Origin of the sequence: Bradyrhizobium sp. 155 (genome assembly GCF_023101105.1) — a bacterium.
Lineage (GTDB): Bacteria > Pseudomonadota > Alphaproteobacteria > Rhizobiales > Xanthobacteraceae > Bradyrhizobium > Bradyrhizobium canariense_D.
Genome location: NZ_CP064704.1, coordinates 2,736,244 through 2,759,498, shown reverse-complemented (window position 1 = coordinate 2,759,498; position 23,255 = coordinate 2,736,244). Strand labels below are relative to the sequence as shown.

Annotated in this window: 33 protein-coding genes and 1 pseudogene; 19 read left to right on the top strand and 15 right to left on the bottom strand. The window is 64.1% G+C overall.

Translation table 11 applies throughout. From position 1 onward, the window contains the following. Nucleotides 1-78: 78 nt before the first annotated feature. Nucleotides 79-1,167, bottom strand: a complete 1,089-nt coding sequence (gene recA / locus IVA93_RS13310; RefSeq protein WP_026233157.1) for a recombinase RecA — start codon at nt 1,165-1,167, stop codon at nt 79-81. Nucleotides 1,168-1,425: 258 nt separating this feature from the next. On the opposite strand from recA, the gene IVA93_RS13305 reads away from it, so the two are divergent. Beyond that, nucleotides 1,426-1,593, top strand: coding sequence for a hypothetical protein (locus IVA93_RS13305; RefSeq protein WP_204511666.1), 168 nt, complete (start codon nt 1,426-1,428; stop codon nt 1,591-1,593). Nucleotides 1,594-2,229: 636 nt separating this feature from the next. Here IVA93_RS13305 and IVA93_RS13300 read toward each other — a convergent pair. Next, on the bottom strand, nt 2,230-2,499 hold the full coding sequence (locus tag IVA93_RS13300) for a DUF2798 domain-containing protein (protein ID WP_085384304.1): 270 nt from the start codon (nt 2,497-2,499) through the stop codon (nt 2,230-2,232). A 298-nt stretch (nt 2,500-2,797) separates the two neighbouring features. On the opposite strand from IVA93_RS13300, the gene IVA93_RS13295 reads away from it, so the two are divergent. Then, on the top strand, nt 2,798-2,986 hold the full coding sequence (locus tag IVA93_RS13295; protein ID WP_085384305.1) for a hypothetical protein: 189 nt from the start codon (nt 2,798-2,800) through the stop codon (nt 2,984-2,986). A gap of 141 nt (nt 2,987-3,127) precedes the next feature. Further along, nucleotides 3,128-3,361, top strand: a complete 234-nt coding sequence (locus tag IVA93_RS13290) for a DUF6894 family protein (protein ID WP_018456379.1) — start codon at nt 3,128-3,130, stop codon at nt 3,359-3,361. 9 nt (nt 3,362-3,370) lie between these two features. On the opposite strand, the gene IVA93_RS13285 is transcribed toward IVA93_RS13290, so the two are convergent. Both IVA93_RS13285 and IVA93_RS13280 read right to left on the bottom strand, forming a co-directional pair. Next, entirely contained in the window at nt 3,371-3,625 is a 255-nt protein-coding gene (locus IVA93_RS13285; RefSeq protein ID WP_085349380.1) for a hypothetical protein, read from the bottom strand. Nucleotides 3,626-3,730: 105 nt separating this feature from the next. Further along, nucleotides 3,731-4,042, bottom strand: coding sequence for a hypothetical protein (locus IVA93_RS13280; protein ID WP_085349428.1), 312 nt, complete (start codon nt 4,040-4,042; stop codon nt 3,731-3,733). Nucleotides 4,043-4,402: 360 nt separating this feature from the next. Between IVA93_RS13280 and IVA93_RS13275 the strand changes: the two genes are divergently transcribed. Then, nucleotides 4,403-4,867 carry a PaaI family thioesterase gene (locus IVA93_RS13275; protein ID WP_018456381.1) on the top strand — a complete coding sequence of 155 codons (465 nt, stop codon included), beginning with the start codon at nt 4,403-4,405 and terminating at the stop codon, nt 4,865-4,867. Between the two features lie 117 nt (nt 4,868-4,984). Here IVA93_RS13275 and IVA93_RS13270 read toward each other — a convergent pair whose 3' ends face one another. Beyond that, nucleotides 4,985-5,278 (bottom strand): HdeA/HdeB family chaperone, encoded by a 294-nt coding sequence (locus IVA93_RS13270; RefSeq protein ID WP_085384333.1) that lies wholly within the window; start codon nt 5,276-5,278, stop codon nt 4,985-4,987. 178 nt (nt 5,279-5,456) lie between these two features. On the opposite strand from IVA93_RS13270, the gene IVA93_RS13265 reads away from it, so the two are divergent. Beyond that, nucleotides 5,457-5,699 (top strand): PilZ domain-containing protein, encoded by a 243-nt coding sequence (locus tag IVA93_RS13265; RefSeq protein WP_085384306.1) that lies wholly within the window; start codon nt 5,457-5,459, stop codon nt 5,697-5,699. A gap of 46 nt (nt 5,700-5,745) precedes the next feature. Here the strand turns inward: IVA93_RS13265 and IVA93_RS13260 are convergent, their stop codons facing one another. Then, a complete protein-coding gene (locus IVA93_RS13260; RefSeq protein WP_204513964.1) occupies nt 5,746-7,761 on the bottom strand; it encodes a pyrroloquinoline quinone-dependent dehydrogenase in 2,016 nt (671 codons plus the stop codon). Between the two features lie 33 nt (nt 7,762-7,794). Next, complete coding sequence (locus tag IVA93_RS13255; protein WP_018456385.1) at nt 7,795-8,028, bottom strand: hypothetical protein; 234 nt, start codon at nt 8,026-8,028, stop codon at nt 7,795-7,797. 231 nt (nt 8,029-8,259) lie between these two features. Between IVA93_RS13255 and IVA93_RS13250 the strand changes: the two genes are divergently transcribed. Together IVA93_RS13250 and IVA93_RS13245 are read left to right on the top strand one after the other, a co-directional pair. Then, the gene (locus IVA93_RS13250) at nt 8,260-8,664 is read left to right on the top strand and encodes a hypothetical protein (protein ID WP_085349384.1); all 405 of its coding nucleotides are present in this window, start codon (nt 8,260-8,262) and stop codon (nt 8,662-8,664) included. A gap of 110 nt (nt 8,665-8,774) precedes the next feature. Continuing rightward, the gene (locus IVA93_RS13245) at nt 8,775-9,104 is read left to right on the top strand and encodes a hypothetical protein (protein WP_204511667.1); all 330 of its coding nucleotides are present in this window, start codon (nt 8,775-8,777) and stop codon (nt 9,102-9,104) included. A gap of 57 nt (nt 9,105-9,161) precedes the next feature. On the opposite strand, the gene IVA93_RS13240 is transcribed toward IVA93_RS13245, so the two are convergent. Together IVA93_RS13240 and IVA93_RS13235 are read right to left on the bottom strand one after the other, a co-directional pair. Next, a complete protein-coding gene (locus IVA93_RS13240) occupies nt 9,162-9,629 on the bottom strand; it encodes a DUF6691 family protein (RefSeq protein ID WP_085349385.1) in 468 nt (155 codons plus the stop codon). Between the two features lie 5 nt (nt 9,630-9,634). Then, nucleotides 9,635-10,063: a YeeE/YedE family protein gene (locus IVA93_RS13235; RefSeq protein WP_085349429.1), complete on the bottom strand. Its 429-nt coding sequence runs from the start codon at nt 10,061-10,063 to the stop codon at nt 9,635-9,637. Nucleotides 10,064-10,234: 171 nt separating this feature from the next. On the opposite strand from IVA93_RS13235, the gene IVA93_RS13230 reads away from it, so the two are divergent. Then, a complete protein-coding gene (locus IVA93_RS13230) occupies nt 10,235-11,398 on the top strand; it encodes a GNAT family N-acetyltransferase (RefSeq protein ID WP_247409387.1) in 1,164 nt (387 codons plus the stop codon). 8 nt (nt 11,399-11,406) lie between these two features. Here IVA93_RS13230 and IVA93_RS13225 read toward each other — a convergent pair whose 3' ends face one another. Then, entirely contained in the window at nt 11,407-12,072 is a 666-nt protein-coding gene (locus IVA93_RS13225) for a DsbA family oxidoreductase (RefSeq protein ID WP_247337305.1), read from the bottom strand. A 168-nt stretch (nt 12,073-12,240) separates the two neighbouring features. Between IVA93_RS13225 and IVA93_RS13220 the strand changes: the two genes are divergently transcribed. Beyond that, nucleotides 12,241-13,041 carry a thioesterase family protein gene (locus IVA93_RS13220; RefSeq protein WP_085396044.1) on the top strand — a complete coding sequence of 267 codons (801 nt, stop codon included), beginning with the start codon at nt 12,241-12,243 and terminating at the stop codon, nt 13,039-13,041. Here IVA93_RS13220 and IVA93_RS13215 read toward each other — a convergent pair. From IVA93_RS13215 to IVA93_RS13205, 3 genes and pseudogenes are all read right to left on the bottom strand, one after another. Continuing rightward, on the bottom strand, nt 13,029-13,634 hold the full coding sequence (locus IVA93_RS13215; protein WP_247486164.1) for an MmyB family transcriptional regulator: 606 nt from the start codon (nt 13,632-13,634) through the stop codon (nt 13,029-13,031). The two genes, IVA93_RS13220 and IVA93_RS13215, sit on opposite strands and share 13 nt — an antisense overlap. A gap of 52 nt (nt 13,635-13,686) precedes the next feature. Then, a pseudogene (locus tag IVA93_RS13210) lies at nt 13,687-13,785 on the bottom strand (helix-turn-helix domain-containing protein); the annotation flags it as partial. Between the two features lie 106 nt (nt 13,786-13,891). Continuing rightward, a complete protein-coding gene (locus IVA93_RS13205; RefSeq protein WP_204511671.1) occupies nt 13,892-14,713 on the bottom strand; it encodes a helix-turn-helix domain-containing protein in 822 nt (273 codons plus the stop codon). Between the two features lie 101 nt (nt 14,714-14,814). On the opposite strand from IVA93_RS13205, the gene IVA93_RS13200 reads away from it, so the two are divergent. Both IVA93_RS13200 and IVA93_RS13195 read left to right on the top strand, forming a co-directional pair. Further along, nucleotides 14,815-15,045: a hypothetical protein gene (locus IVA93_RS13200; RefSeq protein ID WP_026233166.1), complete on the top strand. Its 231-nt coding sequence runs from the start codon at nt 14,815-14,817 to the stop codon at nt 15,043-15,045. 38 nt (nt 15,046-15,083) lie between these two features. Next, nucleotides 15,084-15,482: a hypothetical protein gene (locus tag IVA93_RS13195; RefSeq protein WP_018456396.1), complete on the top strand. Its 399-nt coding sequence runs from the start codon at nt 15,084-15,086 to the stop codon at nt 15,480-15,482. 140 nt (nt 15,483-15,622) lie between these two features. Here IVA93_RS13195 and IVA93_RS13190 read toward each other — a convergent pair whose 3' ends face one another. Continuing rightward, nucleotides 15,623-16,183 carry an SET domain-containing protein gene (locus IVA93_RS13190; RefSeq protein WP_085358931.1) on the bottom strand — a complete coding sequence of 187 codons (561 nt, stop codon included), beginning with the start codon at nt 16,181-16,183 and terminating at the stop codon, nt 15,623-15,625. A gap of 165 nt (nt 16,184-16,348) precedes the next feature. Here IVA93_RS13190 and IVA93_RS13185 point away from each other — a divergent pair, with 165 nt between their 5' ends. Further along, complete coding sequence (locus IVA93_RS13185) at nt 16,349-16,969, top strand: hypothetical protein (RefSeq protein ID WP_018456398.1); 621 nt, start codon at nt 16,349-16,351, stop codon at nt 16,967-16,969. An 18-nt stretch (nt 16,970-16,987) separates the two neighbouring features. On the opposite strand, the gene IVA93_RS13180 is transcribed toward IVA93_RS13185, so the two are convergent. Continuing rightward, a complete protein-coding gene (locus tag IVA93_RS13180) occupies nt 16,988-17,713 on the bottom strand; it encodes a TetR/AcrR family transcriptional regulator (RefSeq protein WP_085349392.1) in 726 nt (241 codons plus the stop codon). A 106-nt stretch (nt 17,714-17,819) separates the two neighbouring features. Here IVA93_RS13180 and IVA93_RS13175 point away from each other — a divergent pair, with 106 nt between their 5' ends. The 7 genes from IVA93_RS13175 (at nt 17,820) to IVA93_RS13145 (ending at nt 23,216) form a co-directional block, all read left to right on the top strand. After that, a complete protein-coding gene (locus tag IVA93_RS13175; RefSeq protein WP_247337301.1) occupies nt 17,820-19,217 on the top strand; it encodes a carotenoid oxygenase family protein in 1,398 nt (465 codons plus the stop codon). A 40-nt stretch (nt 19,218-19,257) separates the two neighbouring features. Continuing rightward, nucleotides 19,258-19,527 (top strand): hypothetical protein, encoded by a 270-nt coding sequence (locus IVA93_RS13170; RefSeq protein WP_247789823.1) that lies wholly within the window; start codon nt 19,258-19,260, stop codon nt 19,525-19,527. Between the two features lie 77 nt (nt 19,528-19,604). After that, entirely contained in the window at nt 19,605-20,180 is a 576-nt protein-coding gene (locus IVA93_RS13165; RefSeq protein ID WP_085384318.1) for a hypothetical protein, read from the top strand. 12 nt (nt 20,181-20,192) lie between these two features. Further along, nucleotides 20,193-20,747 carry an inner membrane-spanning protein YciB gene (locus tag IVA93_RS13160; protein ID WP_247337299.1) on the top strand — a complete coding sequence of 185 codons (555 nt, stop codon included), beginning with the start codon at nt 20,193-20,195 and terminating at the stop codon, nt 20,745-20,747. A gap of 104 nt (nt 20,748-20,851) precedes the next feature. Continuing rightward, complete coding sequence (locus IVA93_RS13155) at nt 20,852-21,148, top strand: hypothetical protein (protein ID WP_007602176.1); 297 nt, start codon at nt 20,852-20,854, stop codon at nt 21,146-21,148. A gap of 14 nt (nt 21,149-21,162) precedes the next feature. Continuing rightward, nucleotides 21,163-22,083 (top strand): SH3 domain-containing protein, encoded by a 921-nt coding sequence (locus tag IVA93_RS13150; protein ID WP_247337297.1) that lies wholly within the window; start codon nt 21,163-21,165, stop codon nt 22,081-22,083. Nucleotides 22,084-22,166: 83 nt separating this feature from the next. After that, on the top strand, nt 22,167-23,216 hold the full coding sequence (locus tag IVA93_RS13145; RefSeq protein WP_247337295.1) for a DUF3616 domain-containing protein: 1,050 nt from the start codon (nt 22,167-22,169) through the stop codon (nt 23,214-23,216). The last annotated feature ends 39 nt before the right edge of the window (nt 23,217-23,255 follow it).

Here is a 23,255-nt window from a genome sequence, read left to right as displayed (position 1 = left end):
AAACGAAACAGGCGCCGAAGACGTCGGCAACTCAACGTCCTCAGCGCCCGCTCCTCGCGAAAACTTTACTGTTGAAGCTTACTCGTCCGCCGGCTCCTCGCCGTCGGCGTCACGCTCGGGGCTGCCGGCGAGAATCTGCTCGGCGATCAGGCCGGAGTTCTGGCGGATCGAGGTCTCGATCTTGGCGGTGATGTCGGGGTTGGCCTTCAGGAACGCTTTCGAATTCTCGCGGCCCTGGCCAAGACGCTGGCTGTCGTAGGAGAACCAGGCGCCGGATTTTTCGACGATGCCGGCTTTGACGCCGAGATCGAGGATCTCGCCCATCTTGGAGACGCCCTCGCCGTACATGATGTCGAACTCGACCTGCTTGAACGGCGGCGCCAGCTTGTTCTTGACGACCTTGACGCGCGTGGTGTTGCCGACCACTTCGTCACGCTCCTTGATCGCGCCGATGCGGCGGATGTCGAGGCGGACGGAAGCATAGAATTTCAGCGCGTTGCCGCCGGTGGTGGTTTCCGGCGAGCCGTACATCACGCCGATCTTCATGCGGATCTGGTTGATGAAGATCACCATCGTATTGGACTTGTTGATGGACGCCGTCAGCTTGCGCAGCGCCTGGCTCATCAGACGCGCCTGCAGACCCGGCAGCGCATCGCCCATCTCGCCCTCGAGCTCGGCCTTCGGCACCAGCGCCGCGACCGAATCGATCACCAGCACGTCGACCGCGCCGGAGCGCACCAGCGTGTCGCAGATTTCCAGCGCCTGCTCGCCGGTGTCCGGCTGGGAGATCAGGAGCTCGTCGATATTGACGCCCAGCTTGCGCGCATAGACCGGGTCGAGCGCGTGCTCGGCGTCGATGAAGGCGCAGATGCCGCCCTTCTTCTGCCCTTCCGCCACCGTGTGCAGCGCCAGCGTGGTCTTGCCCGAGGATTCCGGCCCGTAGATCTCCACGACGCGCCCCTTCGGCAGGCCGCCGATCCCGAGCGCGATATCAAGCCCCAACGAGCCCGAAGAGACCGCCTCGACATCCATCGAACGGTCGTTCTTGCCAAGCTTCATCACCGAGCCCTTGCCGAACTGACGCTCGATCTGGGAGAGCGCGGCGGCGAGAGCTTTACTCTTGTCCATGGAGGATCCTTCGACGATACGCAGGGCAGTGGTGGACATCGGGTCGTGCTCCTTATGACGAGGATTCGCGTGAGGGACAAACGATTGGCGAGGTGGCGCGGCGATAAAAACAATGTACCCTATTTGTTCTAGGTTCGCAATATGTTCTTTTGCGATTTTGGCTGCCTGACGCGCATCAAAGACGGATGCGCTGTGCGCCGTCAGAATTCCGCAATCGTCCGGCACCGAACCTTTCGCGGTCTGCGGCCTTCTCCTGGATAGCTCTTGGACGAGACCGCAACTCTGGGGACTTCAGTCATGACGAACAACACGCATCACGATACGACCCGGCGCACTCCGCTGCTGGAGGCGGCGCGGGAGGAGCTGAGCAAGTTCGAGCGTAAGGAAAACGAGTTCCGCAAGAAAGACCGCGAAGAGCGTGCCGCCGAACTCCGCTTGCCGCTGGACGCGATCAAGGTTCATTAGGCCGCTGGGACTGCGCTGGCGACGGTGCCGGAGCGGCCGCCCGTTGATCTCAGGGAATCGGCACGGGAATCGGGATTCGGATGGCCGTGAAAGGCGAATCTGAGCCGATATGGTATCCAAATACTACCAGTAAGCCATTGATTGGGTGGGAAATTTGTAGGCACGCTACTGTGCATGGGGTTGTTTTCGCGTTTTTGAAAGGCGCGCACGGGCCTTTCCACCCTCGGAGCCATCTTCCGCACCCAACAGCGCCTACAGCAGAACCAGCAACCCGATGCCGATTACCAGCACGACGAAGCCAGCCGCCGTCGCGGCGGCGAATGACCGCTCTACGTTGTCCATGATGCCACCCCGTTGCCGGCACGCCACGTTTCCCCCATGGCAGCACCGTCGCCGCGAAATCTCGCCTGCGGTTGTGTCCTGAGTTGTGCGAACGGATGTCGAAATTGGGACCGGTGCGGGGCCAGTCTGCGGCCCCCGCGCTCCGGCTTTTGCTGCCACCGTCGGGCCTTGTCAGGCTGTCGTAAGCTGAGCCGGCTAGGGTCGCCCGGCTATGGTGTTGCAGCCCAGCACCTCAGCCTCCAATAACCTTCTCCCCGCTTGGTTCTCCCAAGCGGGGTTTTTTCATTCCGATTTTCATGCTGATTTTCTTGCCGGCCGGCCGGTTTGCGAACCGCCCTCCTCCTGCGTCAGCCGCAGCGAGAAGGCGCGGATCGCCGGCGCTGCGAGCAGCACGATCGGCAGCATCGCCGCCCATGCGATCAGCCACGACACCATCCAGTGCGCCAGGAAGTCCAGCGCGTTCCCTGCGGGAAAGCTGGCGATGCCCGCGGCGATCAGCGAGGTCAGTCCGGACTGGATGATTCCGAACACGAAATGAGAATAGCGGCGGGGAATGCCCGGCATGACGCGTCCATGTTGCTTAGCCGCATCGGGCCAAGCAAGGCACATGCCGCCGCGTTCCGGAAGGCGCCCTTACCCATTCTCGGAACTCTGTTCTTGGCCGGAGAACCACGGGCATGAGGTCTCGCGCCGACGCGCGCGGCCGACGTCTTTCGAATTTCGATTTCGTATGTTCCGGAGCGCGTGCGTTTGCGCGATAGCCGTGAGCTATCCGGGGCTTACCGACAGGTTTGGCTTTCCCTTGGAATATTATGCCGCCCAGCATGTTCTCAGTGATGGAAGTGAATCGTGGGAGATGGCCATGAATCACAGGGGCATCGAGTTCACCGTCGCCAAGACGGCAATTCCCGGCATCTGGCAGTGGCAGTTCCGCATCGGCGAGCAGATCAAGACCGGCAGGACCGAGACCAAGATCGATCTCTTGGCGATCCGACGGGTGCAGCTGCGCATCGATCGGGAGCTGAAGGCGATCGGACGCGACACAGCCTGAGCCGTCGGACCGAGATCGGTGGGCTGGCGCCCATGGGGCTATTCCGTAGCCGCCCGGAATTGATCTGCCGATGGTTTGGGATTGGACTGCCCGCGATTATGGCCGTGGGGACGGAGCCATCAGGCGCGATCGGTGCGAACCATGCCGCTCTACTTCTTTCGAATCCGGAACGGCCGCTATTCCGGCTGTGCCGACCAGGCGTCGGAATTTGCCGATCGCGATTTGGCCTGGAAGGAGATGACAAGCGTCTGCGCCGACATGGCCGCCGGCATCGCCCGCAAGCTCCAGGAAAATTCCGAATGGAATATGGAGCTGCTGGACGAGGCCAAGGAGCCCGTGTTCCGGATCCGCATCACATCCGAAACCTTCGAATAGGGGCCGGCCCTAATCCGCGCTGGGCAGCCGCCGCATCGTGAATTCAATGTCGCCGCCGGGCAGCTCGCGCCAGGTCTCGACCGCGCTCATATAGCCGGCCTTGGGGTAGCGGGCGAAGAAAGCCTGCGCCCTCTCCCGTGCCGCCGCGCGCGGCAGCGTGAAGGTCTCGCGCAGATAGCCGTCGCCGGCCCTCGGGCCGGGCTTGCCGCCCATCTTGCGCCGGCGCGCCATCCGCTCGGCGAGATCCCGCGGACGATCGGCCATGTTCTGCTCTCCTCGACGCGATACACTCCCGCGCAATGTAGGAAGCAGGCCGATCAAAGAGGAGTCCCGGCCGGAGGCATCAACCGCCGCCGATCGGGCGGAAGGTCAATTGGCAGTCGTGCCGGACTTCTTCTTCGGCGCACCGGTTGCGGCCGACGCCTTTGGCGCCGCCGACGCCTTCGGCGGGTCGGAGCGCATGCCACCCCAGGGATCGTTGGACGCCTTGGAGTCTGGAATCTTCTTCAGCGTTTCCTTGTAGGCCCTGTCACGCTCGGCCTCCGCGGCCTTCTCCTCGGGGGTCTTGCCAGGCCCCTCCTGCAGCAAATTGAGATTGGGCATTTGCGCATAAGCCGGTCCCGCCAGCACGGTCGGTCCCGCCAGAACAGCCAGCACCGCGGCCATACGGAAAAGCTTCATCATTGACTCCTTGATCATCCATGGCGGCGCGGGTCGCCCGCGCCTTGTCACCCCTGCCACAACCGCAGGGGCCGCTCGGCCCGCTAGAGCCGGTCCGATCTGCACGATTTCGGCGCGTGGAGCCAGTCGTCCCAGATCGGGCCGCACTTGGTGCACCCGTTCAGCAACAGGCCGAGCCCGGCCAGACAAAACACGAGGACATACCTACGCAACATCACCCACCCATACCCACTCCATGGCATCATACCGGGCGAAGTCAGGCATTTTCAAGCCGACGGGACCCGCGGCAGACCGGCGACTTTGCCGCGCCGGTCCGCTCGAAATGCCGAACATCCGGCAATACAGGAGGGAACGACAGCAATGCCATCGCAGCCAGAAGCCGAGTTCGGCATCAGTGAGGCCCGACGCATCCTCGGCGAAGTCTTTGCGCCCTGGGTCCAGGATCTCAACCTGTCGGTCGAGCGCATCGATCACCTGCCGCCGCCGGACGTGCCGGACTGGCAGCCGGCAGCGCTCCTGCGCATGCCGTTCTCGGAGCGGCTGTGCCGCAACGGTGGTGTGGTCTGCGGCCAGGCGCTGATGGCGCTCGCCGACACCGCGATGGTGATCGCGAACCTCGCCGCCAACCGCGGCTATCGTCCGATGACGACGGTCGACCAGACCACGCATTTCATGCGCGCCGTCTCCTCGTCGGACGTACTGGCCGACGCCCGCGTGGTGCGACTCGGACGCACCATGAGCTTTGGCCGGGTCACGCTGCTCTCGGCCACCGACAACAAGCCGGTGGCGATGGTGTCGAGTGCGTTCGCGATGCTGCCGGGATGAGCATCATCCGAAAGAAGAAAGCCGCGTGAGCGCAAAGCGCACCGCGGCTCTCAATGGCGTCATGTCGAGACGGGAAGCGCGGTTGTGATCGCGCGTCGTGCCGACACGCGGCAGAAATTACTTGCCGAGCACTTCGTCAGCCGCGGTGACAATGCTGACGTTGGGATTTTTTCCGCAATAGCTGCCGAACTGCTTGGCGTTCTCGACGAATACGTTGGTGTCGATGATCGCATTCTCTTCGTCGCCCTTGTACCAGCCGTCCATCCAGGTCAGCACCATCTTGATGGTGTCGTCGCCGCTCTCCAGGAACTGCTTGCAGCTCATGGTCGCGAGATCGAGCTTGGTGGCGTGGGCGGGCATGGACGAGAGCGAGAGCGCTGCGGCGAACAGAAGCGAAAACGTGGTCTTCATCAATATCTCCATCGGCGCGTAGCGCCACAAAGGAACGGCTTGGGGAAATCCGCGGAGTGACTTCCGCTTCGACGTCGTAAACGAAATCTGAAGCGCTCTGCAAGTAGCGCCAGTATTGAGTTTAGTTCAACGTAATTTCTATGCACTACTTCACAAAGATCATTATGGATTAACGCGGATGATCGAGAAGCGTGCTGCGCAGCGTCACCGTGTTTTCAAGGGTGGAAAGATCACCTTTGAAAACAGCGGCATCACGTGCACGGTGCGAAACATGTCGGCGGACGGCGCCGCAATCGACCTCGATGCCCTCGTCACATTGCCGCAATCGTTCACGCTCGCGATCGCGCGCGACAATTTCGTGCGGAAATGCCGCCCTGTCTGGCGTAGCGACAGGCGCATCGGCCTCGCTTTCGTACAGTAGTGCATACGATGTGAACGATCATTCGCATCGCGCGCGCGACGCTGCGTCATGTTCGCGCGACACGACGTCGGCGACGCCAGCCCAGGCTTGCAACCACGAGCGCGACGATCGCGAGCGCGATCGCCGATGATGCCGCAAAAAATCGTCCACCGGGGCGATCGATCGTACGCGACCACAGCGACGGCCCCTCGCCCGGCCGTGCCAGGCGAAACACAACGAAGCTGTCGCCGATTGAGGTGCCTGCCTCGGAGTGGCCGCCGGCGCCGATCGCGACATACTGCTCGCCCTTCCAGAGATAGGTCATGGGATTGGCGACGCCGGGCACGGGCAGCCGACCCTGCCACAGCTCCCTGCCGCTGCGCGCATCGAAGGCGCGCAAATAGGCGTCCATCGCTCCGGTGAAGACGAGCCCGCCTGCCGTGACCGCGAGCCCGTTGACGAGCGGCGCACCCCACGGCAGCGGCACGCCGAGCGGGGCGAGATCCTCGGTGGTGCCGACCGTCGAACGCCAGAGGATCTTGCCGGCCTTCAGATCGACCGCGACCATCTCGCCCCAGGGCGGCTTGTTGCAAAGAAGCCCGAGCGGCGACATTGCCACCGCACGCGACATCGCAAACGGCGCACCCGTCTGCTGGCCGAAATCATGACCGGGCGGAGGATCGAACCCGGCCGCCTCCGCCCGCGGAATCAGCTTGATGAGATGAACGGCCCGGCTGGTGTTGGCATAAAGGACCTGGTTGACGGGGTCGAAGGCCGCACTTCCCCAGTTGACGCCGCCGCCGGTGAACGGAAACTCCAGCGTGCCTTGGGTTGAGGGGGGCGTGTACAGGCCCTCGTTGCGTGCCTCCGCAAACTGCTTCTCGCATGCTGAGCGGCGCAGGCCCGGAACGAGCGAGAGCGCATCCTCAGCCGAGATTTTTTGCGACATCAGCTGTGGCACATGCGTCGGGAATGGCTGCGTGGGCGACAGCCGTTCACCTTCCGCGGCCCCCTGCGGGACGCTGCGCTCCTCGACCGGCCATACCGGCTTGCCGGTGTCGCGATCGAGCACGAAGACAAAGCCCTGCTTGGTCGGCTGGATCACGACATCGCGCTGACCATCGCCGGTGTCGATGCGCGTGAGCGTCGGTTGCGCCGGCAGATCGTAATCCCAGACGTCGTGATGCACGGTTTGGAATGCCCATACGAGCTCGCCCGTCTCGATGCGCAGCGCGACCACCGAATTGGCATGTTCGTTGTTGCCCGGCCGCTTGCCGCCCCAGAAATCCGGCGACGGCGAGGACGTCGGCAGGAATACCAGTCCGCGCGCCGCGTCGACCGACATCGGCGCCCAGACATTGGCGTGACCGGCTTCGATGCCGTCGCGCTTGAGCGGCTCGAACGTCCAGCGCGGCTGACCGCTACGCGCATCGAACGCACGCACCACACCGCTCGGCGCGTCGACGCGGCGGTTGTCGCCAATCGCAGAGCCGACCACGACGACCCCGCGGCCGACCGCCGGCGGCGAGGTGATCTGGAATTCGCCCGGCCATTCCAGCTTCATGCCAATGTCGGGCCTGACCTCACCGCCCTCGCCGAAGCCGGCACAGGGGATTCCCGTCTTCGCATCGAGCGCGATCAGGCGAACATCGTTGGTGCCCATGAAGATACGCGATCGACATGCCGCATCTACAGGCGCCTCATCGTCGATCCAGTAAGTGACGCCGCGGCAGACGTAGCGGTTGGCGGGACGCTGGTTCATCGCGATCCTGGGATCGTAGCGCCATTTCTGCGCGCCCGTACCGGGATCGAGCGCGATCACCTCGTTGAAAGGCGAGCAGAAGACCAGGCTGTCCTCGACGAACAGCGGCGTCGCCTGGAATTTGGTTCGCCGCATCACCCCGGGCGGCCGCGCCGCGAGATCGCCCGTGTGGAATTCGAAGGCCCGAACCAGGTTGCCGACATTGTCGGGCGTGATCTCTCGCAATGGCGAGAAGCGCGAGCCACCGGGATCGCCACCCCAGCTCTCCCAGGCGATGCCTGGCCGCGACGAAAACAAGAGGAGCGTGATGAGAGCGGCCAAATAGCAGGAGCGGGTCGCCAAGGCCCGCCTCACCTATTTCGGCTTCTTGCCAGGTTCAGGCGGACGCGCCCCGCTCCACGGATCGTACTTCTCCTTGGACTCGGGAATGCGCTCGAGTGCGGCCTTGTAGGCCTTCTCGTCGACCTTGGGCTTGTTGTCCGCCTTCTGGCCGCCCTCGTTAGGCTGACGCCTGCCACCGCCCATCTGCGCCTGCGCGGAGGCAACCGCCAGCGCAAGCACGGCGGCCGCTATGACCAAAATCCTCATGGGCGCAATCCCCCTCGTCTGGGGTACAAACTAGCCGGCAATTATGGAATAGCCAATGCCGCGGGCTCCAGGGCTTCAGGAAATCTTGGCTTCAGTAAATCTTGGCTTCAGGAAATCTTGGCTCCAAGAATCCTGGCTCCAAGGAATTCTGGCTTCAGCAAATTTTGATCGGCCGGGTCTTCGTCGGATCGCATTCGTGCCTATGTTTTGGCCCGCAGGGGACCTTCACGGATGTTACGGATTATTGCTCATGCCGCGCTGCTGGGCAGCGCGCTCGCGCTCGGGGCCTGCGGGTTTGCCGACAGCCGCGCACCGGTGCCCGAGTTCATGCGCATGAAGGAGGCCGAGCAGCCGCCGCCCGAATCGCCCCCCGACGTCAAACGCGTCGTGCGCGAGCAGATCGAAGTCGTCTTCCTCAGCACGTCCTATCCGCGTGAGGTGCATGTCGCCACACCCCATCGTGAGGTACGAGGACCGGGCTGGACAGCTTGCGTCCGCGCGCAGCTCACCTCGGCGACCGGATCGCCGCTCGGGCCACAGACCTACATCGTGACCATATCAGGCGGAAAGGTGGTCGATCGCCGCCGCGCCGAAGCGGACGACATCTGCGGATCGGAAAGCTACGAGCCGATCTAGGAAACGGATCAAGCCGACGTCCGATCCGGTTCCGGGAAAAACCTGTAATTTTGCCGGAACGATCATGGCCTCCCCTTCTTGTTACCGCCGAGGGCAGTTTCGAGGAGGACATGATGAGGACATTCACGATTGCGTTGCTGGCTGGCGTCGGAGCCTTGGCAGCGGTGAGCGGCGCGAAGGCCGCCGACGTCTATACGACCAGCGAATACACCAGCCCCGATCTCGTCCAACAAGTGCGGCTGGTCTGCGACGATTCCGGCAATTGCTATCGCACCCGCGGCGGCTCGCGTGTGATCGTGCGCGACTCCTACGCGACGATGCCGCGTGACCGCTACTATGAGCGCCGCACCTATCGCGACTGGGACGATGGTCCGCGCAGCGGCGTCGGCATCCGCGCACCCGGCGTCAGTGTTGGCGTTGGTGTCGGCGATCGCTGGTAGTCGATGAAGCCATGAAATGCAGGACCGGACGAGATAACTCGCCCGGTCCTGTCCATGTCAGATCTCGAGCGGTTTTCCCGGCGTGACAATACGCGTTGCCGACGAGAGCTGCGCGATGAAGCGGGCGAGCACCATGCCGGCACACATCGCGGCGACGAAGATGAAGGCGGAGGCCGAGCCAAATCCGAGCGCGGTCAACGCCGGGCCTGGGCAAAAGCCTACAAGGCCCCAGCCGATACCGAAGATGGCGGGACCGGCGATAATCCTCGGATCGATGTCTTTTCGCGTTGGGACATAGAAGCGATCGGCGAAGACAGGCCGCGCCAATTTCAGGACGCGGCTGAAGCCGATGAAGGTCACCGCGACCGCGCCAGCCATCACGAATGCGAGGCTTGCGTCCCACGTTCCTGCCGGGATGCCGCCAACGTCCAGGAAATTCAGGACCTTTGCCGGGTTCGACATACCTGAGACGATGAGGCCAAGCCCAAAGACCACACCGATCCCGAATTGAATGAGGATTGTCATCGCGGTCAGCTCCAGTGCCGCATCACGAATACGGTCGCCATGCCGGCCGCCATGAAGGTCATGGTCGCGACCAGCGATCGCGCCGACAACCGCGACAAGCCACAGACGCCGTGGCCCGAGGTGCAGCCGCTGCCCCACACCGCGCCGAAGCCGGTGAGCAATCCCGCGACGATCAGAAGCGGCGTTCCGGCGCCGATCGTTTGCGCCGGCAGGCCTCCCGTGACAAGGCGCACCAGAACGGGCGCGACGATAAGGCCCGCGACGAAGGCGAGCCGGCCGGCGAATTGCCGATCCTCGTAAGGCGGAAACAGCCGCGCCGCGATACCGCTGACCCCGGCGATCCGTCCCGTCGTCCACATCAGCAGCACGGCGGACAGGCCGATCAACGCGCCGCCAAGGAGCGACGCAATCGGCGTAAAAGATGTGGCGACCATGATGATCCTCCGGGTCGAGAGCAATTCTGGCGTATCCATCGGCGCATCCGGCCGGCTCGCGGCCGGATGCTCAACGAAACGTTAATATTACCACTCGAATTGAGACGGTGTCCCAACTGTATTTTCCAATCTTTGCGCTAAGCATGGCCTCCTGAACGGAGACGACGGGACGTGGTCGATATCGCGCACCAGGCTGCGATCAATCCGGCATCGGCAAAGCATGCCGCAACGGCGCGCGCGCGCGTCCCGCTCACGGCGATTGAACCCGGCCAGTGGCGCACACTCGCGCAGCGCGCGATCGAGCCGAACGGATATTACCTGCCGGGCTGGGAGCTCGCTGTCAGTGCAACCGCGCGCGGCCGCACCGATGCCTCGGCGCTTTCCGCATACGATGGATCGCGGCTGATCGGGCTGATGCCGGTGATCTCGCTCTGGCGGGCATGGAAGATCCCCCTGCCCGCGCTGGTGAGCGCGCATCCCTATGGTACGCTGTGCAGCCCGCTGATCGACCGCGATGCCCCGATCGAGGCAGCGGCGCGCCTGTTGCAGCAGGCCCGCGCAACCGGGGCGCATGCGCTCGTGCTGAACGATGTCGCGCTCGATGGGGCGGCAATGACCGCCCTCAGCCAGGTTCTGAATCGCGACGGCCTGAAGCCGCGCCTCCTCAACTCCTACATCCGCGCCAGCCTCGACGCGACCCAGGACGGTGAGACGCTGCTACGCGACGCGCTCGGCACCAAAAAGCTCAAGGAGCTACGCCGCCAACGGCATCGCCTCGAAGAACACGGCGCAATCGTGTTCGACGTCGCGCGCAGCCCCGACGAGATCGGGCCGGCGCTCGAGACATTTTTGCAGCTCGAAGCCAGCGGCTGGAAGGGGAAGCGCGGAACCGCGCTGGTCCAGCATGCCGGCGATGCAACCTTCATCCGCCGCGCCGTTTCCGCGCTGGCAGAAACCGGGCAATGCGAGATCGTCACCCTTCGCGCCGGCGCGACGCCGGTGGCCGCCGGCATCGTGCTGCGCCACCAGGATCGCGCTTTCTTCTTCAAGCTCGGCATCGACGAGCGCTTTGCAAGATATTCGCCGGGCGTGCAGCTCACGCTCGAGCTCACCCGCCGCCTCTGCGCCGATCCAGCCATCGCCAGCGCGGATTCCACGGCGAGCGCCGATCACCCCATGATCAATCCGATCTGGCGCGGGCGCTTCGCCGTCGGCGACGTGCTGATACCGTTGCGGCGGAACGACCCCATCGTGGCGCTGGTTCACGGAGCGCTCGCGGCGCACGGCATCGCCTACGCGGCGGCGCGTCGCGCAGTTCGCCTGCTTCGTAAATAGGATGGCTCCTACTCCGCCGCCTGGGCGTTGATCTCCGCCGAGACCTCGCGGATGGCGCGCGCGAGCATGTTGGGATCCTGCGCGCCGGAGACGGCGTATTTTTGCGCGAACACGTAGGTCGGCACGCCGGAGATGCCTTTCTCGGCGGCTTCCTGCGCGTCCGCCGATACGCGCGCGACGTCCTCGTCGGTGGCGAGGCGCCGGCGCACGTCGTCGGCATCGAGGCCGACATCGGCAGCCGCCTGCACAAGCACGTTCAAATCGGTGAGGTCGCCGCCGTCGCGGAAGTAGAGCTCCATCAGGCGCTGCTTCATCTCGGGCGCCTTGCCGATCGCCTCGGCCCAGAGGATCAGGCGGTGGCAGTCGGTGGTGTTGGGCTGACGCGCGACAAGCTCGGGCCGATAGACGAGCCCCTCTTCGCCCGCCGCCGCAACGACGCGTCCCGCAATGCCCTTGTAGGCCTCGACCGAGCCGAACTTCTTGGTGAGATACTCCTCCCGGCTGATGCCCTCGGACGGCACCCAGGGATTGAGGAAGAAGGGACGGAAATTGAGCTTGACCGGAACATCTGGCACCAGCGTCAGCGCACTCTCGATCCGGTGCTTGCCGATATAGCACCAGGGGCACACCACGTCGGAAACGACGTCGATCTGAAGCGGTTTCAACGTGCTCATGTCGGACGTCTCCTTCGGACGGTACGGGTTCGTCGGAAGATAAACCGAACCGGAGGCGGCGCAAGGCACCGGTCCTGCATGGCTCACGACTTCACCTCTGCGGTTATTGTGACAGGCCTCACCCGACCCGATACTCGCGGCCACGATCAAGCACGAGGGGAAACCGCGATGACCGCTATTTTCAAGCCGGAAGGCCAGCAGTTCCGGGCTACGGAGCATGCCGGCGGCCCGTGGTCGCCTGACATGTTGCAGGGAAGCGCCACCACCGCCCTGATGACCCGCGACATCGACCGTCTCGCCACCGAATCCGGCTTCGCGGTGCGGCGCCTGACCTTCGACCTGTGGCGACCGGCGGGCCTGCGCGTCTTCCAGACCACCACCGAATTGTTGCGCGACGGCCGCAAGGCCAAGACCGCCCAGGTGCGGCTGATGGACGGAGAGACCGAGATCGGCCGTTGCACGGCGCTCTTGACGGCGCCGAGCGGAGAATCGCCCGTCGATCCCTTCGCCAGGCCCGCGACTATCGACAAGACGCCTGAGACAGGCGCAGCACCGGCGGCCTTCGCGCAGAAATGGAGCCGGTATTTCCAGAACGTGTCGGTGCGGCTGATCGAGGGCGCGCTGGAGAAGCCCGGCCCGGCCGCCGCCTGGATGCGACTTGATGCACCCCTGGTCGAGGGCGAACCGAACACACCACTGCTCCAAGCGGTGCAGGCCGCGGACTTTTCGAGCGGCGTTGCGCAGATCGTCGACATGCGCAACTGGACCTTTATCAATCCCGAGATCAGCCTCTACTTCTTCCGACCGCCGGAGAGCGAATGGATCCTGATCCGCGCCGCCACGCGCGTCGGCACCAACGGCGCGGGCCTGACCATGGCGACACTGAGCGATCTCAAAGGTCCGTTTGCGGAGGTGATGCAAGCCATGAGCTTTGAGCGCCGCGACGCCGAGCGAGCTCAGGCCTCCTGAGCCGCAAGCGCGATCAGAGTGGCCTCGGACACGGCATCCGCCGGCATGAACATTTCAACGCGAAGCTCCTGAAGCGTCACGTCTTGCGGGGTCCCGAGCGTCAGCACCGCACCGATCAGACCGATGCGGGCGTCGCCCTTTCGTAAGCGCACTTCGCAGAGCGGCCCCGGCGCGACGTTGTCCTCGATCCTGAGTGCGGGAAGCTCCGGCAGCCGCGTCAATTCGCGCCACGTCGATTGCAGGGCCTCGTCGAGCGGTGCAGCCATCGCTTCGTGCCGCGCACGCGACAACAACGCGGTCGCGACGATGGGCCAATTCTCGACGAACGGCTTGAGCTCGTCCGGCGCGAGGAACATGCGCATGTGATTGAGCGGCCGCTGCATGCGTTCTTGCCCAAGCAGCATCGTCATCAGCCGCGACGCGGCGCAGTTGGCCTCCATCACGTTCCAGCGCCGATCGGTCACGATCGCGGGAAACGGTTCGTGCCGCCGGAGCAGAAGATCGATCGCGCGCCGCGCGTCGGCAAGCTCCGGCGCTGAAAGATCGCGCTCGCCGTATAGTCGCGCGAAACCCCCCGGCCTCCAGCAGCGCATTGCGATCACGCAGCGACAAACCGAGGGCGGTCGCGAGCTGCAGGAGGATCTCCCGGCTTGCCGCCGACTTGCCGGTCTCGACATAGCTCAGATGCTTGATCGAAATGCCGGCCTCGAACGCCAGCTCCGCCTGGCTCAATGCACGGCGCATGCGCCAGCGGCGCAAAAGGTCGCCGACCGGATTGGCCGACCGTAATGGCCGGGACGAGCGTGTCATCCGGGGATTATGCGAGCGCCACCGGCTCCTGTAAACGGCACTACTGCAAGCCAGCCGCCATCTGCTTCAGCCGCTCGGCAGTGCGCTCGTCGGCCGGGAAGAAGGTTTCCAGAGCCAGCTCCGACAGCGTGATGTCGACGGGCGTACCGAATACCATGGTGGTGGAGAAGAAACTTAGTATCTCCCCCTCGTGGCGCAGCTTGAAGGGGATCGCGACATTGTCGCTCGACAGCGGCGCCGCGCGCGCCGGGATCGGATAACTCTTCAAGTCGTTATACAGCTTGATCAGCTCGGGATCGGCCGTGGCCTCGCATTGCCGGTGCAGCCGCTCCAGGAGATGTCCGCACCATTCCGCGAGATTGACCGTGCGCGGCGCCAGCGCCTCGGGATGGAAGGCAAGCCTCAGCACGTTGAAGGGCTGACCGAGCAGCCGCTGCGGGATGCCGGCGAGCAGCGGCGCCAGCATGCGGTTGGCGGAGACCAGATTCCAGTGCCGGTCATAGGCCAGCGCCGGATTCGGCTCATGCGCCCTGAGGACGAGGTCGATCGCCTGGCGGGCTGATTTCAAGGCGGGATCCTCCAGCGTGCGTTGCGGAAAGGCCGGGGCATAGCCGGCGGCGACCAGCAGCACGTTGCGTTCGCGCAGTGGCACGTCGAGACGTTCGGCGAGTCTGAGCACCATGTCGCGCGAGGGCGCGGCGCGGCCGGTCTCGACGAAGCTCAAATGCCGCGCCGAGATTTCGGCCTCACCGGCGAGATCGAGCTGGCTCATGCGGCGGCGCTGCCGCCATTCGCGCAAATGGTCGCCGATATGGACCGGCTGGCTGCGTTCGGCCTGTGCGGTGGATGCATGTGCGTTCATGGTCGAAAACCTAGCACGCAGATTTCGGCCCTTCCATTACGTCGGAGGTAATCGAATTGGTGCTCGGGCCGGCGCATCTTGGGTCGCAACAGGAGACGACCATGATCGCATTGCTGCTCTACCGGACCGTCACAGACCAGCTAGTTCCCTGGGCCATGGCGCTCGCAACCCGGATGCTGGCGCGCAGCCTCAACATGCCGGAGCCGCTGGTGCATTCGACCGGCGACTACGTCGTCGCGCAGGTCACGGCCTTCGAGCACAGCGTCGGCAGGAGCCTCTGCCCGTTCCGCCTCGCCCGCCTGCTCCGCGCCTGGTGGCGTGGATTGCACTGAGTTTCACCTCGAGCCCACCCCAACCATGGAGACCCACGATGATCGACGCATCCACCTTCCTTCGCCGCGCGCTTCTTGCCGACGCGATCTTCAGCGGCGTGGCCGCTCTCGGTTTCACGTTCGGCGCCAGCGCGTTCGCCTCGCTGTTCAACCTACCCGAAGCGCTGCTGCGCGAGACCGGCCTGTTCCTGATCGCCTACACGGCGCTGGTCGGCTGGCTCGCCTCACGCGCCTCCGTGGCAAAGCCGCTCGTGCTGCTGGTCGTGGTCGGCAACGCGGCCTGGACCGTCGGCAGCATTGCGCTGCTGCTCTCGGGCGCGGTGTCGCCGAACCTTGCCGGCGAGCTCATGGTCGTGGCGCAGGCGATCGCGACCGGCGTGTTTGCCGAACTGCAATATGTGGGATTGCGCAGGAGCGGGAGTGTGCTGGCTGCCTGAGGCCACATCACTCGCTGTCGTTGCCCGGCTGGACCGGGCGACCCAGTATTCCAGAGGTAGTCGTCGCATACGGAGCTGCGGCGTACTGAATGCCCCGCTTTCGCGGGGCATGACAGTTATGCCAGAAGCTCGAACTCAGGCTAGGCCCGCGCGCGGCCCTTCGCCTTGCCGACGGCATGACCATTAAGCTTCTTCTTTTTGGCGGACTTCACGCTCGCCTTCTCGGCTTTGCGCTCCGCGCGCGCCTTCACCTTGGCGCGTTCGGCCCGCGCCTCGGCGCGCAGCTTCTTGCGCTTCTTCTCGCAAGATTCGCACTTGCAGCCGATCGGCTTCAGGTAGGCTTTGAAATAATCGGTGCCGTAGTCGTAATTGATCTCGTCGCCCGGCTCGATGTTCTTGATGGCGCGGATGAAAACCTTGCGCTCGCGCGGCCGCACGTCGGATTCGGCGTTGGGCCTGCACGAATGGTTGATGTAGCGCGCGAGGTTCTTGCGCACGGAGCCGTCAATGGTCCAGCGACCGTTGAGCTCGAACAGGTATTTGTTCTCGATGTCGTCGTGCTCGGGAATCCGGGAGTCCAGGATCGGTCCGTAATAACGGATGATCCGGGTGCCCTTCTTGATCGGCTTGGTGGCGAAGAGGCCGAGCCCGGTTTTCGAGCGGCCGACGCGATAAGGTTTGTTGGACGAGGTGGCTGGCATGATCACGAAAAACGAGGACGCGAACGAGGCTGAAAGAGCCCAAGCGAAGCCGCTCTTCTAGAACGATTCCGCGCCGCTGTCAGGTGTCTGTTGACCCCGTTTGAACCTTGCCCACAATCAAGACGTCTGATGGTACGGAGTTCCCACTCGATCAAAGGCGTCGTCATGTTCCGCATCACCACCGCAGGCTTGGCCTTATTGCTCTTGGCCATGTTGCTGATGTGCAGTGGTCTCGACCGAGCCGACGCCCGATCCGTGGGCAGCCAATATACCTCGACGGCCCCGAAGGATTGCCGCCAGATCGGAAAGCCCAGCGAGCTCGACGGCAGCACCACGCGGGTCTGCAAGGGCAAGGATGGCCTCGTGGTCCTGATCGCCGAAGACGATCTTCGCGAAATCGTCTCCGTCGGCCGCAATCGCGAGGCCGCGGCCGAGGAACCGGCGGCTAAAGTCTGGTTCGCTCCGTTCAGCTCGTCCGAAACCACCGTCGAATGGCGCACCGCTGGGGCCAAGCCGTTCGCGATGATCCAGCGCTGGCACATCGCCGATGGCACCGATCCCGACAAGCAGGGGCGGCCGAACACCAAGGCCATGCTCATCGTGACCCGGCTGCCACCCGGCCCCGTCTGCCACGTCGCCTATGTCGACGCGATCGCCAACCCGAACGCCAATGAGCTCGCGCGCAAGGCCGCGGACGAGTTCGCCCGCAGCTTTACCTGCGGCAAGGACGAGGTGAAGATCATAGGCGCACGCGGCCGCGCGGTCGAGCTCGCGACGATGCGCTAGGCGCTCGCCGGCAATCGATCAGGGGCCCGGCGGCTTCCCCGTCACGGGCGACATCAGCATGGCCTCGAGCAGGCGTTCGGGAGTCGTGCCCTCGGGCAGACGCCCCAGAATATCCTCCAGCCGTCCATCGAGCAGCAGCATCGTAAAACCGTGCACCATCGACCAGGCGCGCGCGATCGCAGCGCCCTGATTGAGCGTCAGCGCGTCGCCGCGGATCTGCTCCTGCCGCATCATGCCGACGGCATTGGCGAGTCCCGCAAAGGACGCCTCGGCGGCCTCGTGCAGCGACGGCCTGGAATAGTCGAGGCGCTCGGTGCGGAACATGATGCCGTACATGCCGGGATGAGCCTGGGCATAGGCAACATAGGCTTTCGGCCGCGCCAGCGCGTGCTCAAGCGGGGTGGTGGCGGTGTCAGAGGACGACGCCATCGCCGCATTGAACTGGCGGAAGCCGACCGCCGCGAGCTCGCTGAGAAGCCCGGTGAGGTCACCGAAATGATGGGTGGGCGCGGCATGCGAGACGCCCGCCTCGCGCGCCACCGCGCGCAATGTCAGGCCGGCGAGCCCGTCACGCTCCAGCACCCGTTCGGCGGCCTGGAGCAGCGCCTCGCGCAGCGCGCCGTGGTGATAGGGCGCCTCGGACTTGACGCTCGCCGGTCGTCGCGCGGAACGCGCCGGCGCGCTCGCCTTCTTCGAAATGCGCCCACCGCGCGCGGTTTCTGTCCTGATCTCACTCTTGCCCATGGGCCAGCTATAGGACGCAATATTGACAGTGTAAAGATTTCACTTGACCAAAACCCTCGTACGGCTATTTGATCTTTACGATGTAAAGATAAGGAAGGGATACGCCGTGCAGCAGGACGCCGTTGCCGAACGCCGCCACAACCTCGGTCCGATTCCGTTTGAGGCCGACGCGCCCTTCCTGAAAATCATCGGTGAATTGCCGCGCGAACTGAACGGCACGCTCTATCGCAACGGCCCCAATCCGCAGTTCGACTCGCCCGGCGCGCACTGGTTCGTCGGCGACGGCATGCTGCACGCCTTTCACCTCGAGAACGGCCGCGCCAGCCATCGCAATCGCTGGGTCCGTACGCCGAAATGGCTGGCCGAGCACGATGCCGGCCGCGCGTTGTTCGGGGGCTTCGGCCGCAAGCTGCCGGATGCGCCGCAAGACCTCACCGACGGCGGCGTCGCCAACACCAACATCATCTTCCATGCCGGCAAGCTGCTTGCGCTGGAAGAAGCCCATCTGCCGACTGAGATCGATCCGGGCACGCTCGCAACCCGCGGCTATCACAATTATCAGGGCCGTGTCGCCGGCAGCTTCACCGCGCACCCGAAGATCGATCCCGTCACCGGCGAGCTGGTGTTCTTCGGCTACAACGCCGCGGGTCCGCTGACGCCTGCCCTCTCCTACGGCTCGATCGACGCGTCCGGCAAGGCGACGCGCTTCGAACGTTTCGAGGCGCCCTATGCCAGCATGGTGCACGACTTCATCGTCACCGAGAACCACGTGCTGTTTCCGATCCTGCCCGTCACCGGCAGCATGGAGCGCGCGATCAGCGGCCGGCCGCCCTATGCCTGGGAGCCGGACAAGGGCGCCTATGTCGGCGTGATCAAGCGCAAGGGCAGCGCGAAGGAGATCGTCTGGTTTCGTGCTGAAGCCTGCTACGTCTTCCACGTCATGAATGCTTGGGAGGACGGTGACCGCATCATCGCGGACGTCATGCAGTTCGAGGAAGCACCACTATTTACGCATCCCGACGGCACGCCCACCAATCCCGAGAAATCCTTCGCTCGCCACTGCCGCTGGACCTTCGATCTTGCCGGGAAGACCGACCGCTTCCAGCAGACCTATCTCGACGATCTCACCGGCGAATTCCCGCGCATCGACGACCGCCGCGCCGGATTGAAGAGCCGTCACGGCTGGTACGCCTGCGCCAATCCGAAGCTGCCGATGTTCGGCGCGCTGTCCGGCGTCGTCCATGTCGATGGCAATGGAACGCGCCTCGGCCATTATCTGCTGCCGGCCGGCGACACCATCTCCGAGCCGGTCTTCGTCGAGCGGTCGAAAGATGCGGCGGAAGGCGACGGCTGGCTGCTGGCGGTGGTCTGGCGCGCGCGGGAAAACCGCAGCGACCTCGCCGTGTTCAATGCCAAGGATGTCGAGGCCGGCCCCGTCGCGCTGGTGCAGCTCGGCCATCGCGTGCCCGACGGTTTTCACGGCAGTTGGGTCGGCGCGCGGTAGCTCTCCTCTCGACATCGCTGATGTCACCAAAAGGTCTCTCATGCATATGCCCTCGATCACCGCAGACCGCCTCGCTGTCCTGATCCTGTTCCTGATCTGCGCCGGGATCACGCTCCCGATGATCCGGCCGCGGCGGAGCGGCCAAACCATCTTCAACGGCGGTATCTTGCTCGCCTTCGTCCTCTCGATCGCCCTTGGGTTACCTGTGCTGCCGCACCTGTCCTGGGCCGGCTTCATTGATGAGATGGCCGACCAAGCCGTTGCAGCAATCCAATTTTTGGAAGTCGCTTACGTCATTTTGACACTGTAAAGATTTGACTTGACCCCGCCTCGCTCCTGACATATTGATCTTTACACCGTAAAGATAAGGCCTGACCGAGGCGAACCATGGCGATTTTCCTGATCCTCGCGCCCTACGGCGCCTTCACTTTCCTGATGCTGATGACGTCTGCCACGATCAGCGTATTCGTAGCCTCGGCAACCTGTCTGGCCACCGTGGCGATCGATGTCGTGCGCGGTCGCTCGCTGAAGATCCTGGCTATGGGCTCGGCGCTGCTATTCGCCGCAATCGGCCTCCACCTCGCGCTGTTCGACCCGGCGCTTGGCACGCTCGGTGTCAAGCTGTTGGTCGACATCGGCATCTTCGTCATCTCGCTCGGCTCGATGCTGGTCCGGCGTCCCTTCACGCTGCAATACGCGGTCGAATCCGTGCCGGCCGAGACCGCGGCAATGCCCGGCTTTCTCTATGCCAATTACGTCATCACGGGCGCTTGGACCGCGGCTGCGCTGCTGATGGCGGCCGCCAATCTCGTGCTGCTCTATGTCCCCGGCCTGCCGCTCTGGTCGAGCCTTGCGGTCGCCTTCGCCGCCCGCAACAGCGCGATCTATTTCACAAAATGGTATCCCGAATATCGGCAGATCAAGTACGGTGCGCCGGCCAGCCCAATGTCCAACTCCCGCTGAACAGGATCGACGATGAAGGACGTATTCGCCCGCCTCGCCTCCGACCTCTTCTCTGCCATCGTCTTCCTGGTCATCTATATCATCACCGACAACGTCGTCCTGGCAACGTCGGTGGCGATTGCCGGAGCGATCGCGCAGGTGATCTACTCGCGCGTCAAGGGGCAGCAGCTCAATTACATGACCTATGCGAGCGTCGCGCTCGTCGTCGTGCTCGGCACGGTCACGCTGCTGACCAACGATCCCCGCTTCATGCTCGCAAAGCCCTCGATCGCGCATTTCGCGATCGGCGCCATCATGCTCAAGCGGGGCTGGATGCTGCGCTACATGCCGCCGATCGTCGTCGAGACCGTTCCGGAATATGTGACGGCTGCAGGTTATGCCTGGGCCGCGCTGATGTTCGTAATCGGCGCCGGCATGATCGCCGTCGCCTCCACAGGCGATCTGAAGCTGTGGGCGTTCTACATCACGGTGGTCGCGGGCGGCGCCAAGATCCTCGCCTTCGCCGTGCAATACGTCGTGCTTCGCCTCATCGTCACCAGCCGACGACGCGCCGCCGCCCGCGCCTAAATGCCTCCAACGGAGCGTTAGGCGCGAGCGGCGAGTTGCGCTATACGCTCGGCCGGGACTGGCCCGCGGATCGTCGCGGTCCGCCGGGATCTTGGGAGACGCGAATGGCCGTCGACGGCAACTGGACTCTGACCCTGACGACCCCCATGGGCGAGCGCAAGGCGACGCTGAGCCTGACGGCTGCCGGCGGCACGCTCACGGGGACGCAGGGCGCGGAAGGCGATACAGCCGAGATTTTCGATGGCACCGTCAGCGGCGATGCCGTCAACTGGAAGGTCTCGATCACCAATCCGATGCCCTTGACGCTCGAATTCATCGGAACCGTCTCCGGCGACAGCATGAGCGGTGAGATGGGCATCGGCCCGATGGGCAGCTTCCCGTTCACCGGCACGCGCGCCTAAGCCGCGCGGCAACGGTGCGCGCGCTCGGTCTCATCGCGGCGACGATCCTGTGTGTCGCGACACAAGCGGCTAGCGCGGACGACGCCGAACCGGCGTGGCGGGCAAGCGCGCTCGCCATGCTACCGGCAGGCTATGTCGCCGGCACGGCCTATCGAACCGAAGGGGCAACGGGCTACCTCGCCGTCTATCCGATCTCGTCGAACGATCCGAAGTCACCTGCAAGCGTGTTCGCCACGCGCCAGGCTCTCGTGGTCGCGCTGACGCCGGATGCGACGCGCGCAGTCTCGGTCGCATTGAAACCGCGTAGCGGGCCCGATCCTGACACCGACGACACCGACTTCGCAAAGCTGCATGCCGATCTCGCCGCGAAGCGCTCAACGCTTCCGGACGGTGCCGAGCCCTGCGATTTCGGCGCATGGTCCGTCGACAAGGATCCTGATGGCCTCAACGTGCGTGCCGAACCATCGATCAAGGCGCGTGTGCTCGGCACGCTTCCGCCGCCCTACCGGCTCAAGCTCGGCGGCAGCGAGAACACGCCGGATGGCGGCTGGCTTACCGAATTCCGCATCATCGGCTTCAAGAACGGCTGGTTTCTGATCGAAGGCGCCAAGCCGCCGGGCAAGGACTACGAGGACGACAAGAAATATCCGCGCAGCGCGCCAAAGCCCTATGCCGGACGCGGCTGGGTCGCCTCCAACAAGGTCGGCGCGTCCTACGCCAATGGCGCGACACGCATGGGCGGCCTGTTCCAAGCACCCTTCGTCGATGCGAAATGGACGCCCGCCCAGCGCGAGCTCGGCGGCGCGATCGACACCGACGGCGGACCGAAGCACATCTTTGCCTGCAGCGGCCTCTGGGGCTTGGTCGAGAGCCAGGACGGCGTCCGCGGCTGGTGGCGCGGGCTGTGCTCTAACCAGGTCACGAATTGTAGCTGACGAGAAAATCCCGCTCCGCGACATCGCCGCCCTTGCCTTAACAATTCAGGGTTGTAGTTAAGCATTGCACGCGGAAGGGAAAAATGCCGCACAACGACACGCTTTCATTTCATCGATCACTGACCGCCGCCTTCGTTTGCATTGTGCTGGCAGCTACGGCGTCGGCCGGCCGCGGCGAACCGTTGCCGCCGAAGATTTCGCCGGAGGCGACTGCCTGGAAGCCTGCCTCGATCTTTGAGAAGGAAGACAAGGACGACAACTTCGAGGATCAGCCGCGCATGAATCTGAGCGGCGCGGCGTGCGTGCCGACGACACCAAAATTCACGTCGTGCCTGATTGCCAATGATGAGAAGAAATACGCGCAGTTCTTCTCGATCGAAGGAAACGTCCTCGTTCCACGGAAGCTCATCCGGCTTTCCGATGAAGACAAGGATCCCGATGCCGAAGGCGTCGCCTACGAAAAGGGTTTCTTCTATGTGACCGGCTCGCACGGCCGCAGCCGCAAGAAAGACAAGGAGAACCTGTCGAGCTACGTCGTGTTTCGGATCGCCGTGGATCCGCAAACCGGTATTCCCAAGACCGAACCCAACGCTAAGAAGGTCGATGGCGTGGAGGCGAGCCCGCGGATGCGCGAGGTTATTGAAAACGACAAATATGTAAAAGCGAAATTCAACAAGCCTCTTGCGGAGGGCGGCGTTAATATCGAAGGGATCGCGGTCAGGAACGGACGCATGTACTTCGGGCTGCGAGGACCGTCGCTCGACAAGCAAGCCTATGTGCTCAGCGTCGATGCGGGAGCACTGTTCACAAAGGCCGACGACCTCAAGCCGGACTCGATCCCGTTAGAACTCGGGGAAAATACCGGGATCCGGGACCTTGCCGCGGTGAACGACGGCATCTTGATTCTCGCAGGCCCGACGCGGAATGAAAAGGTTTCCTATACAATTTGGTTGTGGGACGGCAGCAGCAAGACGGCAAAGCCGTTGGCAACGCTCGACCTCAGCACCGTCACAGCGGACGCCAAAGCGGAGATTCTACTTCCCCTCGAGGAAGACTCAGCCAGCATTCGCGCCCTCGTCATGTTCGACAGCGCGGAAAATGGCGGCGCTGTATCGTTCAGCATAAAGCGCTGAGCGCAGGCTGCGTAAATCCTCCGCCGGTCCAAGAACCGG